Origin of the sequence: Frigoribacterium sp. CFBP 13707 (assembly GCF_014842245.1) — a bacterium.
GTDB lineage: Bacteria > Actinomycetota > Actinomycetes > Actinomycetales > Microbacteriaceae > Frigoribacterium > Frigoribacterium endophyticum.
Map to the genome: position 1 here is coordinate 1 of NZ_JACYVL010000002.1, position 13,920 is coordinate 13,920.

Annotated in this window: 13 protein-coding genes; 6 read left to right on the forward strand and 7 right to left on the reverse strand. The window is 74.6% G+C overall.

All coding sequences use genetic code 11. The features are described 5' to 3' along the window. The first annotated feature begins 74 nt into the window (after window positions 1–74). Entirely contained in the window at window positions 75–905 is an 831-nt protein-coding gene (locus IFT45_RS17435; RefSeq protein WP_192126804.1) for a Pr6Pr family membrane protein, read from the forward strand. Here the strand turns inward: IFT45_RS17435 and IFT45_RS03750 are convergent. Together IFT45_RS03750 and IFT45_RS03755 are read right to left on the reverse strand one after the other, a co-directional pair. After that, on the reverse strand, window positions 797–2,353 hold the full coding sequence (locus IFT45_RS03750; protein ID WP_192126806.1) for an NAD(P)/FAD-dependent oxidoreductase: 1,557 nt from the start codon (window positions 2,351–2,353) through the stop codon (window positions 797–799). The genes IFT45_RS17435 and IFT45_RS03750 overlap by 109 nt on opposite strands. Window positions 2,354–2,529: 176 nt before the next feature. Continuing rightward, window positions 2,530–3,327, reverse strand: coding sequence for an alpha/beta fold hydrolase (locus tag IFT45_RS03755; protein ID WP_192126808.1), 798 nt, complete (start codon window positions 3,325–3,327; stop codon window positions 2,530–2,532). Window positions 3,328–3,454: 127 nt separating this feature from the next. Here IFT45_RS03755 and IFT45_RS03760 point away from each other — a divergent pair, with 127 nt between their 5' ends. After that, window positions 3,455–4,153: an NAD(P)H-hydrate epimerase gene (locus tag IFT45_RS03760; RefSeq protein WP_244637698.1), complete on the forward strand. Its 699-nt coding sequence runs from the start codon at window positions 3,455–3,457 to the stop codon at window positions 4,151–4,153. Window positions 4,154–4,168: 15 nt separating this feature from the next. On the opposite strand, the gene IFT45_RS03765 is transcribed toward IFT45_RS03760, so the two are convergent. From IFT45_RS03765 to IFT45_RS03780, 4 genes are all read right to left on the reverse strand, one after another. Continuing rightward, window positions 4,169–5,578 carry an MFS transporter gene (locus tag IFT45_RS03765; RefSeq protein WP_192127353.1) on the reverse strand — a complete coding sequence of 470 codons (1,410 nt, stop codon included), beginning with the start codon at window positions 5,576–5,578 and terminating at the stop codon, window positions 4,169–4,171. A gap of 442 nt (window positions 5,579–6,020) precedes the next feature. After that, on the reverse strand, window positions 6,021–7,517 hold the full coding sequence (locus IFT45_RS03770) for a DHA2 family efflux MFS transporter permease subunit (protein WP_056052796.1): 1,497 nt from the start codon (window positions 7,515–7,517) through the stop codon (window positions 6,021–6,023). Window positions 7,518–7,700: 183 nt separating this feature from the next. Then, window positions 7,701–8,582 (reverse strand): ABC transporter permease subunit, encoded by an 882-nt coding sequence (locus IFT45_RS03775; protein WP_056052801.1) that lies wholly within the window; start codon window positions 8,580–8,582, stop codon window positions 7,701–7,703. Beyond that, window positions 8,579–9,556 (reverse strand): ABC transporter ATP-binding protein, encoded by a 978-nt coding sequence (locus tag IFT45_RS03780; protein ID WP_192126812.1) that lies wholly within the window; start codon window positions 9,554–9,556, stop codon window positions 8,579–8,581. Before IFT45_RS03780 ends, IFT45_RS03775 begins: the two co-directional genes overlap by 4 nt. A 190-nt stretch (window positions 9,557–9,746) precedes the next feature. Here IFT45_RS03780 and IFT45_RS16955 point away from each other — a divergent pair, with 190 nt between their 5' ends. The 3 genes from IFT45_RS16955 to IFT45_RS03795 are packed head-to-tail and all read left to right on the forward strand — an operon-like array spanning window position 9,747 to window position 11,829. Further along, complete coding sequence (locus IFT45_RS16955; RefSeq protein WP_235491139.1) at window positions 9,747–10,424, forward strand: DedA family protein; 678 nt, start codon at window positions 9,747–9,749, stop codon at window positions 10,422–10,424. A 4-nt stretch (window positions 10,425–10,428) separates the two neighbouring features. After that, on the forward strand, window positions 10,429–11,130 hold the full coding sequence (locus tag IFT45_RS03790; RefSeq protein WP_192126817.1) for a nucleoside/nucleotide kinase family protein: 702 nt from the start codon (window positions 10,429–10,431) through the stop codon (window positions 11,128–11,130). A 12-nt stretch (window positions 11,131–11,142) separates the two neighbouring features. Next, a complete protein-coding gene (locus IFT45_RS03795) occupies window positions 11,143–11,829 on the forward strand; it encodes a histidine phosphatase family protein (RefSeq protein ID WP_192126819.1) in 687 nt (228 codons plus the stop codon). A gap of 12 nt (window positions 11,830–11,841) precedes the next feature. Here the strand turns inward: IFT45_RS03795 and IFT45_RS03800 are convergent, their stop codons facing one another. Then, a complete protein-coding gene (locus IFT45_RS03800) occupies window positions 11,842–12,942 on the reverse strand; it encodes a hypothetical protein (protein ID WP_192126821.1) in 1,101 nt (366 codons plus the stop codon). A gap of 74 nt (window positions 12,943–13,016) precedes the next feature. Here IFT45_RS03800 and IFT45_RS16965 point away from each other — a divergent pair, with 74 nt between their 5' ends. Next, window positions 13,017–13,502 carry a MarR family winged helix-turn-helix transcriptional regulator gene (locus IFT45_RS16965; protein ID WP_192126823.1) on the forward strand — a complete coding sequence of 162 codons (486 nt, stop codon included), beginning with the start codon at window positions 13,017–13,019 and terminating at the stop codon, window positions 13,500–13,502. Window positions 13,503–13,920: the final 418 nt, after the last annotated feature.

Here is a 13,920-nt window from a genome sequence, read left to right on the forward strand (position 1 = left end):
CCGCGCTAGTACGCTCGTCGTCTCCGCCGCAGCCGGACCGGGCCGCGGCAGGTCGCCGAAGGAGAACCGTCGAAGTGCGTCACGTCGTGGGAGGCCTGCGCCTCCTGGCCGCCGCCGTGGGCCTCGTCGCGCTCGTGGGCAACTTCGTCTACGTGCTCGGCTTCTCGACCTTCACGTCGTTCAACTACTTCAGCTACTTCACGCAGCAGAGCAACATGTCGAACGTCGTGGTGCTCGTGGGCTCGGGGGTGGCCGCCCTCCGCGGCCGGTCGGAGTCGTCGCTCTTCGTCTCCGTCCACGCGTTGGTCACGACCTACGTCATCGTGTCGGGCATCGTCTACGGCATCATCGTCGCCGAGTCGCTGGCCAACGGCTACGCGATCGGCGTGCCCTGGTCGAGCCAGGTGCTGCACTTCTGGATCCCCAGCTACGTGCTCGTCGACTGGGTGCTGGCCCCGGGGCGCAGCCGGATCAGCTGGAAGGTGCTCGGCGTCGTCCTCGTCTACCCGGTCGTCTGGGGCGTGGCCACGATCGTCCGCGGCGCCGACGTCGGCTGGTACCCCTACTTCTTCCTCGACCCGGCGCAGGTCTCGTGGCCCGGCGAGTTCCTGATGTACAACGCCATCGCGCTCGGCACGATCGTCGGGGTGCTGACCGGGCTGATCGCGCTCAGCCACCTGCGGCCCCGCGGCCCGCTGGCGGGCACCGCGCCTCCGCCCGGGCACGCCGACCAGCCCGGGGGCGGGGCGGGCTCCGGGGCGGCAGGGGCGGCCGGGGCGGCTGGCGCGGCCGGGGCTCAGGAGGCGGGGGTCGAGTCGGGGGTCGTGGTCTCGCCCGGCTCGGTGCCGGCTCCGTCGTCGCCCTCGGCGTCGTCGTCGGCCGGGTCGTCGAGCAGGTCGAGGTAGGGCTGCAGGCTCGCCATCGCCTGGGCGACGGCGTCGTCGTCGTCGAGCTCGAGGGTCGCCAGGGCCGCGTCGCCGCCCGTGAGGGCGACGAGCACCGGTGCGCCCGTGACCGGCTCGAGGTTGAGGAAGACGCGCCAGCGGGCCGTGTCGTCGACGACGACCCAGACGGTGGCCGTCGTCGACCAGAACGCCCGCTCGAAGCGCAGCCAGAGCACCTCCTGGTGGCCGACGCCCAGGGCGTCGATCGCGTCGAGGTGCTGCTGCGGGAGCTCCGGCGAGAACTCGACCGACGCCTCCTTCAGCACCCCCAGCGGGACGGTGACGACGGCGCGGTCGGCGGAGAGCGACTCGCCGGTGGCCGTCCGCAGGCCGACGCCCTCGTCGCCGTGGCGGATGCGCACGACGTTGCTGTCGCGGAGCACGTCGAGGCCCCGCAGCTGGGCCGTGACGAACGACGAGAAGCCGCCCGTGACGAGGGCGGCGTCCGCGGGCAGGACGAGGTCGGAGACGCCGGAGGCGCTGCCGGCGTCGAGCTCGCGGGCGGCGAGGGCCGAGGCGCCCGCGCCGAAGCGGACCGGCAGCACCTCGTCGACCACGACGGCGAGCCGGTCGGCGTCGGAGACTCCCGAGGCGTCGGGCTCGGCCGACACCTGGTCGGCCCCGGAGCCGGCCAGCGCCTCCGCGAGGGTGGGGGAGCCGGCGCGGCCGACCGCCCACTCGGCGGCCCGGGCGAGGGCGGAGGCGGTCGTCGCGTCGAGCACGGGGCCGTCGGTGACGAGGGCGGCCCCGTCGGCGGCCCGGGCCTCGACGGTGGGCTCGAGCCGGGTCAGGGCCACCCCGCCGAGGGCCAGGGCCGCGCGGAGGGCGACGGCCGCGTCGCCGAGGGGGACGCCGGCGCCGAGCTCGACCGGGAAGGGCCAGTCGTCGCCGTCGACGCTGTGGACGCGGCCCCCGACGCGGTCCCTGGCCTCGATCACGACGACCTCGAAGCCGCGGTCGGCCAGGCTGCGCGCGGCGGTGGCCCCGGCGATGCCGGCGCCGACCACGGCGATGCGCTCGCCCGGCTGTGCGACGTCGGCCACGGCGTCGGCCACCTCGAACCCGCTCGCCCGCGCCCCGGAGACCGTGCCGGGTGAGACCGAGGCCGTGGCCTCGCCGGCGAGGAACACGCGGTCGCCGAGGGGCTCGCGGAGCGCCCGGCGGCTGTCGGGGCCGGCGTCGGGGGTGAGGTGGCTCGTGGCTCCGAGGGCGTAGGGGTCGCGGGCCCAGTCGCTGCGCCGGAAGGCCACCGGGGCGACGCCCTCGGGCAGCGGGGTCGGCGTGGGCGTCGGGGTCGCCGTGGGGGTGGGGGTCGCCGTCGGCGGAGGGGCGTCGGTCGTGCAGGCGGCCAGCAGGAGCACGGCCCCGGAGACCGAGCCCGTCAGGAACGCGCGACGACTGATGCCCATGGTGCGTCCATCATCGCAGCGACGGGCGGCCGTGTCGCGCTCCACGGGCGCGTCGCATCCGTCGAGCGCGTCGAGCGTTCAGGAGCGGCCGGCGCGAACGGCCCGTCGCGGGGCGCCCCGCGCGGCTGCCTCCTGAACCGTCGACGCCGGGGCGGCGCGCTGACGCGACGGGGCGCTCAGGCGTCGACGGCCTCGAGGAAGGTCCGCAGCAGGTCGGTCACCTGGTCGACCGGCTGCAGCGACGACGCGTGGTCCTGGCCGACGAGCTCGTAGAACGCGGCCTCGGGCATGCGGCGTGCGGCGTCCTGCGACTCGCGGTGCCGCTCGACGTCGCGGGTGCCCGCGAGCAGCAGCGTCGGCACCGTGACCGAGTCGAGCTGCTCGGCCGTGAGGCCGCCGCCCGTCTCGGCGGCGGTGAAGAACGCCGCGAGCGCCTGCGGGTCGTCCTGGCGGAAGGCGAGCCGCGTGCCGGGGTCGAGCGGGCGGCCCATCGCGAGCTCCCACCCGGCGATGAACGAGTCCATGCCCCCGGTCGTGAGCCGCTCGTGCCAGTCGGGCGTGAAGGTCGCGCCGATGTTGCCGTTCATGGGCGCCCAGCTGCCCCCGATCGTCGTCAGGGTGCGGAGCAGCTCGGGCTCGTGGGCCGCGATCGACAGGCCGACCCGGGCGCCGAACGAGTACCCGACGTAGTGCACCGGCGCGAGCCCGGTGGCGTCGAGCACGGCGGCGACGTCGGCGCGGTGGTGGGCCATCGAGTACGCGGCGGGGTCGTGGGGCCCGCCGCTCCGGCCGTGGCCCCGCAGGTCGAGGGCGACGACGGTGAAGTCGCGCTCGAGGTCGCGGAGGTAGCCGAGCCCGCGCCAGCTGCCCTTCGACAGGCCCGAGCCGTGCACGAGCAGCAGCGGGGCGCCGTCACCGGCCACCTCGTAGGCGATCGCGGTGCCGTCGACGGGGTTGTGGGCCTCAGAACGCATCCGGCCAGTCTGGCAGGGAGGCGCCTCCGCGTGCCCGGACCGGTCCGTTCGTGCCCGGATCGCCCCGGTCACGGTCTGCTTCCCTCGGAGCGAGCGCGGGGGGCGCGGGTCGGCCACGATGGACCCCATGGTCCACGGATGGTCGGCAGAGCAGGTCAGGGCGGCCGAGGCGCCGCACCTCGCGGCGGGCGAGCCGCTGATGCAGCGCGCGAGCGACGGCCTGGCGGAGGCGGTGCGCGGTCTGCTGCGCGCCTCCGGCCGGTGGCCCGCCCCCGTGGTGCTGCTCGTCGGCAGCGGGTCGAACGGGGGCGACGCGCTCTTCGCCGGGGCGGCGCTCGCGGCCGACGGCTGCCCGGTGACCGTGGTGCCGACCGGCTCCCGGGTGCACGAGGCCGGCCTCGCGGCGGCCACCGGGGCCGGGGCCGTCACGGACGACCCGGCCGCGTGGGCCACGCCCGAGGGCGCCGGTCGGCGACTGCAGGAGACGGGCGCCGCGGTGCTGCTCGACGGCCTCGTCGGCACGGGCACGAGCGCCGACCCCGCGCTGCGCGGCCGCGCGCGGGACGTCGTCGAGGCCTTGCTGCCCTCGCTGCGCGGGCCGGGCGCGCCCGCCGTGGTCGCGGTCGACGTGCCCAGCGGCATCGGCCCCGACGACGGCAGCGTGCCCGACCCCGCCGTGCTCCCGGCGACCCTGACGGTCATCTTCGGCGGCCACAAGGCCGGGCTGCTGCTCGAGCCCGCGGCCGGCCTCGCGGGGGAGGTCGTGCTGGTCGACATCGGCCTGCTGCCCGACCTCGCCCGGATGACGCCGCTCGTCACGCGCTGACGAGCGGCGCCGGCCTCACGACCCGGCCCGGCCTCTCAACCGGGGCTTGACCACCGACAGCGGGCTGGTGATCGCCTCGAGCGACTTCCGTTCGGCGGCCACGCCGAAGACGAACGCGATGACGCCGCCGACCAGCATGATGCCCGCGCCGAGGAAGTAGCCGAAGGTCAGCGGCCCCCGGTCGGTGCCGTCGCCGATCAGGGCGCCGTAGAGCGTCGGGGCGACCGCGCCCGCGATCTGGCCGAGCGCGAAGAAGTAGCCGATGACCTGGCCGCGCAGCTCGAGCGGGAAGATCTCGCTCACCGTGAGGTACGCCGAGGAGGCGCCCGCCGACGCGAAGAAGAACGACACGCACCAGAAGACCGTCTGGGTCGTCGCGCTCAGCACGTCCATGTGGAAGAGCACGGCCGACACGGCCAGCACCACGGCCGAGACGCCGTAGGTGAGGAAGATCATCTGCCGGCGGCCCCAGGTGTCGAAGAGGTGGCCGAGCAGCAACGGGCCGAGCAGGTTTCCGATCGCGAACGGGAAGAAGAAGTACTGCGTCGACGCCGGGTCGGTGCCGTAGAAGTTCTGCAGCACCAGGGCGTAGGTGAAGAAGATCGCGTTGTAGAGGAACGACTGCGTGATCATCATCGTCGCGGCGACGAGGGTGCGCTTCGGGTAGTCCTTCACCAGGGTGCGGACGATGACGCTGAACGAGATCCGGCCGTCGCCGGCGATCTCGAGCGCCTGGTCGTCGCTGACGGGCTCCAGGTGCCGGCCCTCCGCCTCCACCCTCTTCTCGATGTCGGTGACGGTGGCCTCGGCCTCCTCCTCGCGGCCGTGGGTCATCAGCCAGCGCGGGCTCTCGGGGATGTGCCGGCGCAGGTAGATGATGATCAGCCCGAGCACCGGGCCGATGAAGAAGCCGATGCGCCAGCCGACGTCCTCCGCGAAGTAGTCGGTGTTCAGCAGGAAGAGGTTGGCGGCCGAGCCGAGGGCCGCACCGCCCCAGTACGTGCCGTTGATCGCGATGTCGACGCGCCCGCGGTAGCGCGACGGGATGATCTCGTCGATGGCCGAGTTGATCGCGGCGTACTCGCCGCCGATGCCCATGCCGGCGATGAAGCGGAACACGGCCAGGAAGGCGAAGTTCGGCGAGAGCCCGGCGAGTCCGCTGGCGACGAGGTAGATCGCCAGCGTGAGGATGAAGAGCTTCTTGCGGCCGAGCGTGTCGCTCATGCGCCCGAAGATCAGGGCACCGGCGACCTGGCCGAGCAGGTAGATCGTGCCGAGGTAGCCGACCTGCGCAGCCGTGAGGCCGAGGTCGGCCTGGAAGCCGGCGGAGGCGACGATCTGGATCTCGAGGCCGTCGAGCACCCACGAGAAGCCGAGGCCGACGACGATCGTCCAGTGGAAGCGGGTCCACGGCAGCCGGTCCATCCGGGCCGGGACGAGGCTGCGCCGGGGAGCCCCGGTCGCCCCCTCGGCGGTGGTGGGCGTGTTCGACATGGGTGCCTCCCCGGGTGCTGCGCTCGACGTGCGGAGCGGCCGCGGCGCAGGTGCCGTCGGCCGGTCGGGGAGTGCAGGCGCTGCAGGAGTGCAGCCTCTGCACGGGCCGCGACCGGTCGAAGCTACTCCCCGCCCGGGGCCGGTGACCGGTGCCCCGGAGGGGCTCTCGGCGGAGGCGTCGAGCGTTCAGGGGCGACCGGCTCGGCGGGGCGCCGACGGCCCCCGGACGCCGATGACGCCTGAACGCTCGACACGGGGTCGGCGCGCAGGCGTCAGGGGGCGGAGCCGGGGAGGCGGCGCCGGCCGGGGGAGGCAGCGGGCCGGGCGTGGCCGCGGGCCGGGGAGGTGCGGTGTCCGCCCCGAGGAGGGTCGGCTAGTGCGCGACCACCTTCTCGGCACCCTCGACCACCGGCGGCCGGCGGACGAAGAACGAGCCGACCACGGCGAACACCGAGATGACCGCGCCGACGAGGAAGGCCGCCCGCACGCCGCTGCTGGCGGCGGCGACGTCGCCCGCGCCGCCGGAGGCGGCCGTGGTCGCGGCGAGGGTCATCACGGTGACGAACACGGCCGTGCCGGCGGCACCGGCGACCTGCTGCACCGTGCCGACGACCGCGCTGCCGTGCGAGTACAGACGCCCCGGCAGCGAGCCGAGGCCCGACGTGAAGAGCGGCGTGAACATGAGGGCGAGGCCGATGCTCAGCGCGACGTGCGCCCCGAGCACCATCGGGATCGGCGTCGACTCGGAGACCGTCGACAGGAACCACAGCACGGCGCTGACCAGGGCGGTGCCGGGCACGAGCAGGACGGTCGGGCCGTACTTGTCGAAGAGGCGGCCGACGATCGGCGACAGGAGGCCCTGGACGAGCCCGCCCGGCAGGAGCAGCAGGCCGGTCGCGAGGGGGTCGAGGCCGTGCACGTTCTGGAGGTAGATCGGCAGGACGATCAGCGTGCCGAACAGGGCGATCATGCCGATGCCGAGCACGAGGGTCGACATCGTGAAGGTGCGGGAGGCGAAGGTGCGGAGGTCGAGGAGCGCCGTGTCGGTGCGCTGCAGCGCGCGCTGGCGCAGCACGAACGCGACGAGGGCCACGACGCCGACCGCGAGCGGCACCCACGCCGGCACGGCGGCCTCGGCGCCCTCGCCGAAGGTGCTGAGCCCGTAGACGACGCCGCCGAAGGCGAACGCGGAGAGGATGACCGACAGCACGTCGAGGGGCACCTTGGTGGGCGTCGTCACGTTCTTGACGCGGACGGCCCCGAGGGCGAGCGCCGCGAGGGCGATCGGCAGCACCAGGATGAACATGAAGCGCCACTCGAGGACGCTGAGGATGAGGCCGGAGATGGTCGGGCCGATGGCCGGGGCCACCGAGATGACGATCGAGATGTTGCCCATCGTGCGGCCGCGGGTCGCCGGCGGCACGAGGGTCAGGACGGTCGTCATGAGCAGCGGCATCATGATCGCGGTGCCCGACGCCTGCACCACGCGGCCGATCAGCAGCACGCTGAAGCCGGGCGCGATCGCCGAGATGGCGGTGCCGAGGCTGAACAGGCTCATCGCGGTGATGAACACGGGGCGCGTGTCGAAGCGCTGGAGCAGGAAGCCCGTGATCGGGATGACGACGGCCATCGTCAGCATGAAGCCGGTGGTCAGCCACTGGCCGGCCGTGACCGTGATGTCGAGGTCGCGCGTGAGGCTGGGCAGCGCGACGCCCATGATCGTCTCGTTGAGGATGACGACGAAGGCCGAGACGAGCAGCAGGCCGATGACCAGCTTGTTGCGGGCGGCGGTCGCCGCGTCGGGGCCGTCGTCGGCGCCGGCCGCGCCGGCGGGGGCGGCGGTCGTGGGGCGGGCGGTGTCGCTCGTCATGGCGGTGCTCCTGGGGAACGAGGGCGGATGGCGGGAGGCGACCTCACCGTCGAGACGCTCCAGGGAGAAGGCCCCGCCCGCCTGGATCATTCCCGCGGATCGCCCCTGGATGTGCCGGGAGCCCGCGAGCCGCCCCGAGGGGCGGCCGGCGGGCTCCGAGGCCGAGCGGTGACGGCGGCGGCGTCAGACGTCGCGGCGCTTCACCGCGGCGACCGCGACGACGAACAGGGCGACGACCCAGCCGGCGAGCACGCCGAGGGCCTGCCACGGCGTCAGCACCACGGCGTCGTCGACCGTCGGCGGGGTCAGCATCGACGACCCCTCGACCTGGTACTCGAAGACCCGGGTCGCGGCCTGGGGCGGGGTGAACTCGTACAGCGTGTAGATCCACGGCTCGGAGATCACGGCCATGCCGATCGTGAAGATGATCGGCAGCACGAAGACCAGGCCGATCGACGCCGCGATGCCGCCGGCCCCGTTGCGGATGACCGCGCCCAGCCCGAACGAGATCATCGCGATCATCGCGACGCTGGCGGCGGCGCCGACCAGCGACCACCACAGGCCGGTGTCGCCGAGGTCGAGCTCGATGCCCGTCGACGACGAGAGCAGGGGCGTGCAGACGAGCGCGGCGACGACCAGGGCGAGGCCGGAGACGACGAAGGTGCTGACGCCGACGATCAGCACCTTGGCCACGAGCGCGGGCGTGCGCCGGGGCACGGCGGTGAAGGTCGAGCGGATCATGCCCGTGCCGTACTCGCCGGTGATGACGAGGGCGCCGAGCACCGCGGCGACGAGCTGGGCGAAGGCGACGCCGATCGTGATGACCTGCACGCCGAGCGCCTGCTGCTGCTCGGCCGTCGCCTCCATGCCCTCGAAGCCGCTGGCGACGGAGGCGAACAGCGCGCCGAACCCGACGACGATCACGACGATGACGGCGAAGCACCACGCGGTCGAGCGCAGGCTGCGGAGCTTGATCCACTCGGAGGCGACGACGTGGGCGAAGGTCACGCCGGGCCCGACCGAGTGGCCGTGGGCGGAGCGTCGGGTGGGGGCGGCGGCGGTCATCGCGATGCTCCGGGGGTCGTGGCGGTCTTCTCGGCCGCGGCGGGGGAGGCGGGGGTCGCGGCGGCGGCGCCGCCCGCGTGGTACTCGACGGAGTCCTGGGTGAGCGACATGTAGGCCTCCTCCAGCGAGCGCACCACCGGGGTCAGCTCGTGCAGGACGATGCCGCGCGAGGCGGCGAGCTCGCCGACCCGGGCCGCGGTGACGCCGGGCAGCTCGAGCGAGCCGTCGTCGGCCGTGACCGGCTCGACGCCGTGCTCGGCGCGGACGAGCTCGACGAGCTGGGGCAGGTGCGGGCTGCGCACGCGCACCCCGTCGCCCGAGGCCTGGGCGATCACCTCGCTGACGGGGGCGTCGGCGAGCACGCGGCCGCGGCCGAGCACGATCAGGTGGTCGGCGGTCTGGGCCATCTCGCTCATCAGGTGCGACGAGAGGAAGACCGTGCGCCCCTCGGCGGCGAGGTGGCGGGCCAGGGTGCGGACCCAGACGACGCCCTCGGGGTCGAGGCCGTTGACCGGCTCGTCGAAGATCAGGGTGGCCGGGTCGCCGAGCAGCGCCGCAGCGATGCCGAGACGCTGGCCCATGCCGAGCGAGAACCCGCCGACGCGCTTCTTCGCGACGGGCTCGAGCCCCGTGAGGGCGATGACCTCCGCGACGCGCGAGCGGCCGATGCCGTGGGTCGCCGCCATGGCGTGGAGGTGCTCGGAGGCGCTGCGCCCGCGGTGCACGGCCTTCGCGTCGAGCAGCACGCCCACCTCGCGGAGGGGAGCCCGGTGCTCGGCGTAGGGGCGGCCGTTCACCGTCACCGAGCCGGAGCTGGGGCGGTCGAGGCCGACCACCATGCGCATCGTCGTCGACTTGCCCGCGCCGTTCGGCCCGAGGAAGCCGGTCACGATGCCCGGCCTCACGGTGAACGACACGTCGTCGAGGGCGACCTTCTGGCCGTACCTCTTGGTCAGGTGCCGAGCTTCGATCATGTGGTGGGTTCCTCCCCGGGGCCGTCCGGCGCCGCAGCGCCGCCCCCGCGCGGTCGCACGGCGGTCCTCGACCGACGATAGGGCCGCGGGCGCCCCGGCGGCATCCGCCGACCGGACGAGGCGGAGCGGGCCCGGCTGCGCTGCGCGGGGGAGGACCGGTCGTGCCCGCCGACCTTGTTACAGTCCTCCGGTGACGACCGACGCGCTCCTCGCCTCCCTGCCCGCCGCCTCCGGGGGGTTCCTCCTCTTCGACCCCGAGGCGCTGCTGCCCGCCCTCGGGCCGTGGGCGCTCGCCGGCATCTCGCTGATGATCTTCATCGAGTCGGGCGTGCTCTTCCCCTTCCTGCCCGGCGACTCCCTCCTGTTCACGGCCGGCCTGCTGCACGAGCCGCTCGGCCTCGAGGTGTGGGTGATCGCGCTCTGCGCGTTCGTCGCGGCCTTCCTGGGCGACCAGGTCGGCTTCTTCCTCGGCCACACCTTCGGGCGCCGGTGGTTCCGCCCCGACGCACGCGTGCTGAAGACCGCGCACCTCGAGAAGGCCGAGGCGTTCTTCGCCAGGTACGGCGGCGTCTCGCTCATCCTCGGCCGGTTCGTGCCGATCGTCCGCACCTACGTGCCCCTGGCCGCCGGCACCGCGGGCTACACCTACCGCAAGTTCGTCGTCTTCAACGTCGTCGGCGCCTTCCTCTGGGCGGTCGGCATGGTCGTGCTCGGCTCGCTGCTCGGCGGGGTGCCGATCATCCGCGACCACGTCGACGTCTGGGCGATCGTCCTCGTGGTCGTGTCGGTGATGCCGATCGTCGTCACCGTGCTGCGCAAGGCCCTGGCCGGCCGACGCGACCGGGCCGCCGCCGCGAAGGGCCTCTGAGGCCGTGACGGCGGGCGCGACGCGGGCGAGCGAGGCCGCGGCCGGCCTCGTCGACCGGCACCGCGCCTCCGGCCGGCGCCGCACCGTCGTCGGGCTGGCGGGCGAGCCCGGCGCGGGCAAGAGCACCCTCGCGGCCCAGCTCGTCGTCGCGCTCGGGGCCGCGGGGCTGAGCGCCGTCGTCGTGCCGATGGACGGCTTCCACCTCGCGAACGTCGAGCTCGACCGCCTCGGGCGTCGCGACCGCAAGGGCGCCCCCGACACGTTCGACGCCGACGGATACGTCGCGCTGCTGCGGCGTCTCGCGGCGCCGGGGCCGCGCCCGGTCTGGGCGCCCGACTTCGATCGCGACCTCGAGGAGGCGGTGGCCGGCTCGATCGCCGTCGCGCCCGAGGTCGAGGTGGTCGTCACCGAGGGCAACTACCTCCTCGTGGACGCCGAGCCGTGGACGGCGGCCCGCGCGGCCCTGCACGAGACGTGGTTCGTCGAGGTCGACCCGGCGGAGCGCCTGCGGCGGCTCGTGGCCCGGCACGTGCGCTTCGGCAAGGACGAGGAGGCAGCGCTCGCGTGGGCGACCGGCCCCGACGAGGGCAACGCCCGGCTGGTGCGCGCCGGGCGGGCCTCGGCCGACCTGGTCGTCGTCGCGGACGCCGGTGCGGGCCCGGGCCCGGTGCCGCGCCCGGAGCCCGCCGTCGGGGGCCTCTCGTAGGCTGGGCGCATCATGCGACTGCTCCTGATCCGACACGGCCAGACCCCCGACAACGTCATTGGCGCCCTCGGCACCACCGCGCCCGGCGCCCGCCTGACCGACCTGGGCCTGCGCCAGGCGGAGGCCCTGCCGGCCGCGCTCGCGGCGGAGACGATCGGCGCGCTGTTCGTCAGCACGCTCGTCCGCACCCAGCTGACCGCGGCGCCCCTGGCCGCGGCGCGCGGCCTCGAGCCCGTCGTGCTCGACGGCCTCCGCGAGGTCGTCGCGGGCGACCTCGAGATGCGCGCCGACCCCGCTGCGGGCGCCGCCTACATGGGCACGGTCGCCCGGTGGGTCGTCGGCGACCGCGACGCGCGGATGCCCGGGGCCGAGAGCGGCCACGAGTTCCTGGCCCGCTACGACGCGGCGATCGAGCGAGCGACGGCCGACGGCCACGACACGGTGGCCGTGGTGAGCCACGGCGCGGCCGTGCGCGGCTGGGTCGGCTGCCGGGTGGCGGGGGCGGGCGGCACGTTCGTCCGTGACCACGACCTCTCGAACACGGGCGTGGTCGTCGTCGAGGGCAGCACGACCGACGGCTTCCGCCTCGTCTCGTGGGAGGGCACGCCCCTCGGCGGCGCCGACCTCGACGACCCGACGGCCGACGACCCGACGGGCGAGGCCCCGGCCGACGTCGTCGACGCCGCTGCCCGGTCGTAGGGCGGGGGTCGCCTAGGCGGCGACCACCTCGTCCTCCTCCGTCACGGGCGCGAGCTCGTCGGCCAGCCGCGTGCGGCGGACGCTGCCGAGGTGCACGAGCCCGGCGACGAGCAGGCCGGCGACCAGCCAGAGGGCGAGCACGAGCACGTCGCGGCCGACGCCCTGGTCGGCGAAGTAGACGACGGTCTGCGTCGCGTGCAGCCACGCGGCGCCGTTCCAGAAGCTGCTGAGCGCGGCGAAGAACGGCGGCACCAGGCCGGCGGCGAACACCCCGCCCGAGCTGGTGAAGTTGAGCATCACGAAGAGCATCGTGAGCACGGGCGTGGTCCAGTGCCGGAGGAGCGGGTGCAGGCCGACGCCGATGACGACGATCGTCGAGACGTAGAGCCAGCTGAGCAGCCACAGCTGGCCGAGGGCGTGGTCGACGATGCCGTAGACCGGCCCGACGACGAGGGTGCCGATCGCGGCCACGACGGCGGCGGTCGCGACCGCGACGCCGAGGCGCGCGGCCAGGCCCGTGCGGGCCGCTGCGACGACCGCCGAGATCGCGGCCGCGCTCGCGTACCCGCCGACGCTGAGGGCGACGAGCAGGAAGAAGAGGCCCTGCCCGGTGGGGTCGCCCTCGCCCGAGGGCACGACGTCCTCGACCTGCAGCGGCAGCTGCTGCTGGTACGCCACGGGCAGGAAGACCTTCTGCACGACGGACGCCGTCGTGTCGCTCGCGGCGCTCGAGACGAAGAGGGTGGCGTCGTCGGCGGTCGCCTCGTAGGCGGCGACGACCTCCCGGTCGGCGACGAGGCCCCGGGCGGCGCCCTCGTCGGCGACCGTGCGGACGTCGAGGGCGTCGGGCGCCCGGTCGTTGAGGGTCTGGGCGAAGACCTCGGCCTCGGCGCTGGTGCCCACGACGGCGACCGGCAGGTGGTGGGGCGCGGGGTGGCCGAACGCGCCGAGGTACGCCAGCGCCATCCCTGCGGCGAGGAAGAGGGGGATGAGGAGGTGCAGGCCGAGCCCTCGCCAGAACCGGGGGTCGAGCCGCGGGCGGCGGCCCGCCGTCGGGGCGGCGGTCGCGGTCGGAGCGGTCGTGGTCGAGGGGGAGTGTTTGTGTTGCACCATGCAACACACTCTAGCCCTCGAGCGCGCGCGGTGCCAGCTCGTCGTGCCCGGGCTCGCCCTCGTAGGCTCGGGGCGTGCAAGCCGACGACCAGACCACCGGCATCGACGCCGTCTACGCCGAGCTCGAGCGGGTCTCCCGCCGGGCGGTGGCGCGAGCCCGTGCCCGCAGCGCCCCCCTCTCGTTCGTCGAGCACTCGCTCGTGACCTTCATCGCCTCGCACCCGGGCTGTCGGGCGATCGACATCGCCGCCGACTTCTCGCTGAACCGGTCGACCGTGTCGCGTCAGCTCGCGGGCCTGGTCGAGCTCGGGCTCGTGACGACGGTGGGCGAGGAGGCGCCGGCCGGGTCGGCGGAGACGCGCCGCGGCCAGGTGCTCGCGCTCACCCCCCGCGGCGACGAGCTGCTCGCGCGGTCCGTCGACGCCAACCGCGCCGCCCTCGCGGAGCGCCTGGGCGACTGGCGGGCGGACGAGGTGGAGCAGCTCGCCGCGTCGCTGCACCGTCTCAACACCGCCTTCGGCGACGGCGCCCCCGGGGGACAAGACGCGGTGCCGGTGTGACTCCTGTGACTCGTGAGGCCCTGTGTGCACCCTCAACTGGGGACAGATCCATCCACAGGCATCGGGCCCGACGGGTTTACCCTCGCCGGTCGCGCACCTAGGGTGGAGGAGTTCCCCGGCCGGGAGGACGCGCCCACGAGGTGCGGAGACCGGCGTCCCTCCTGCAGTTAGGTACCGCCTCCGTGAGCCACGCCGTCTCCGTCCCGTCCGCCCGCAGCGCCCTCGTCGCTGTCACGACGCTCCTGGTGGCCCTCGCCATCGTCGTCGCGGGCGTGGTGGTCGGTGGCTCGCCCGCTCGGGCGGCGTCGTACCCCAGCTGGGACGACGTGACGGCGGCCCGCGCGAACGAGAGCACGAAGCAGGCGCAGATCACCGAGCTCCAGGGCCTGCTGAGCGGGCTCCAGACCGCTGCCGCCGA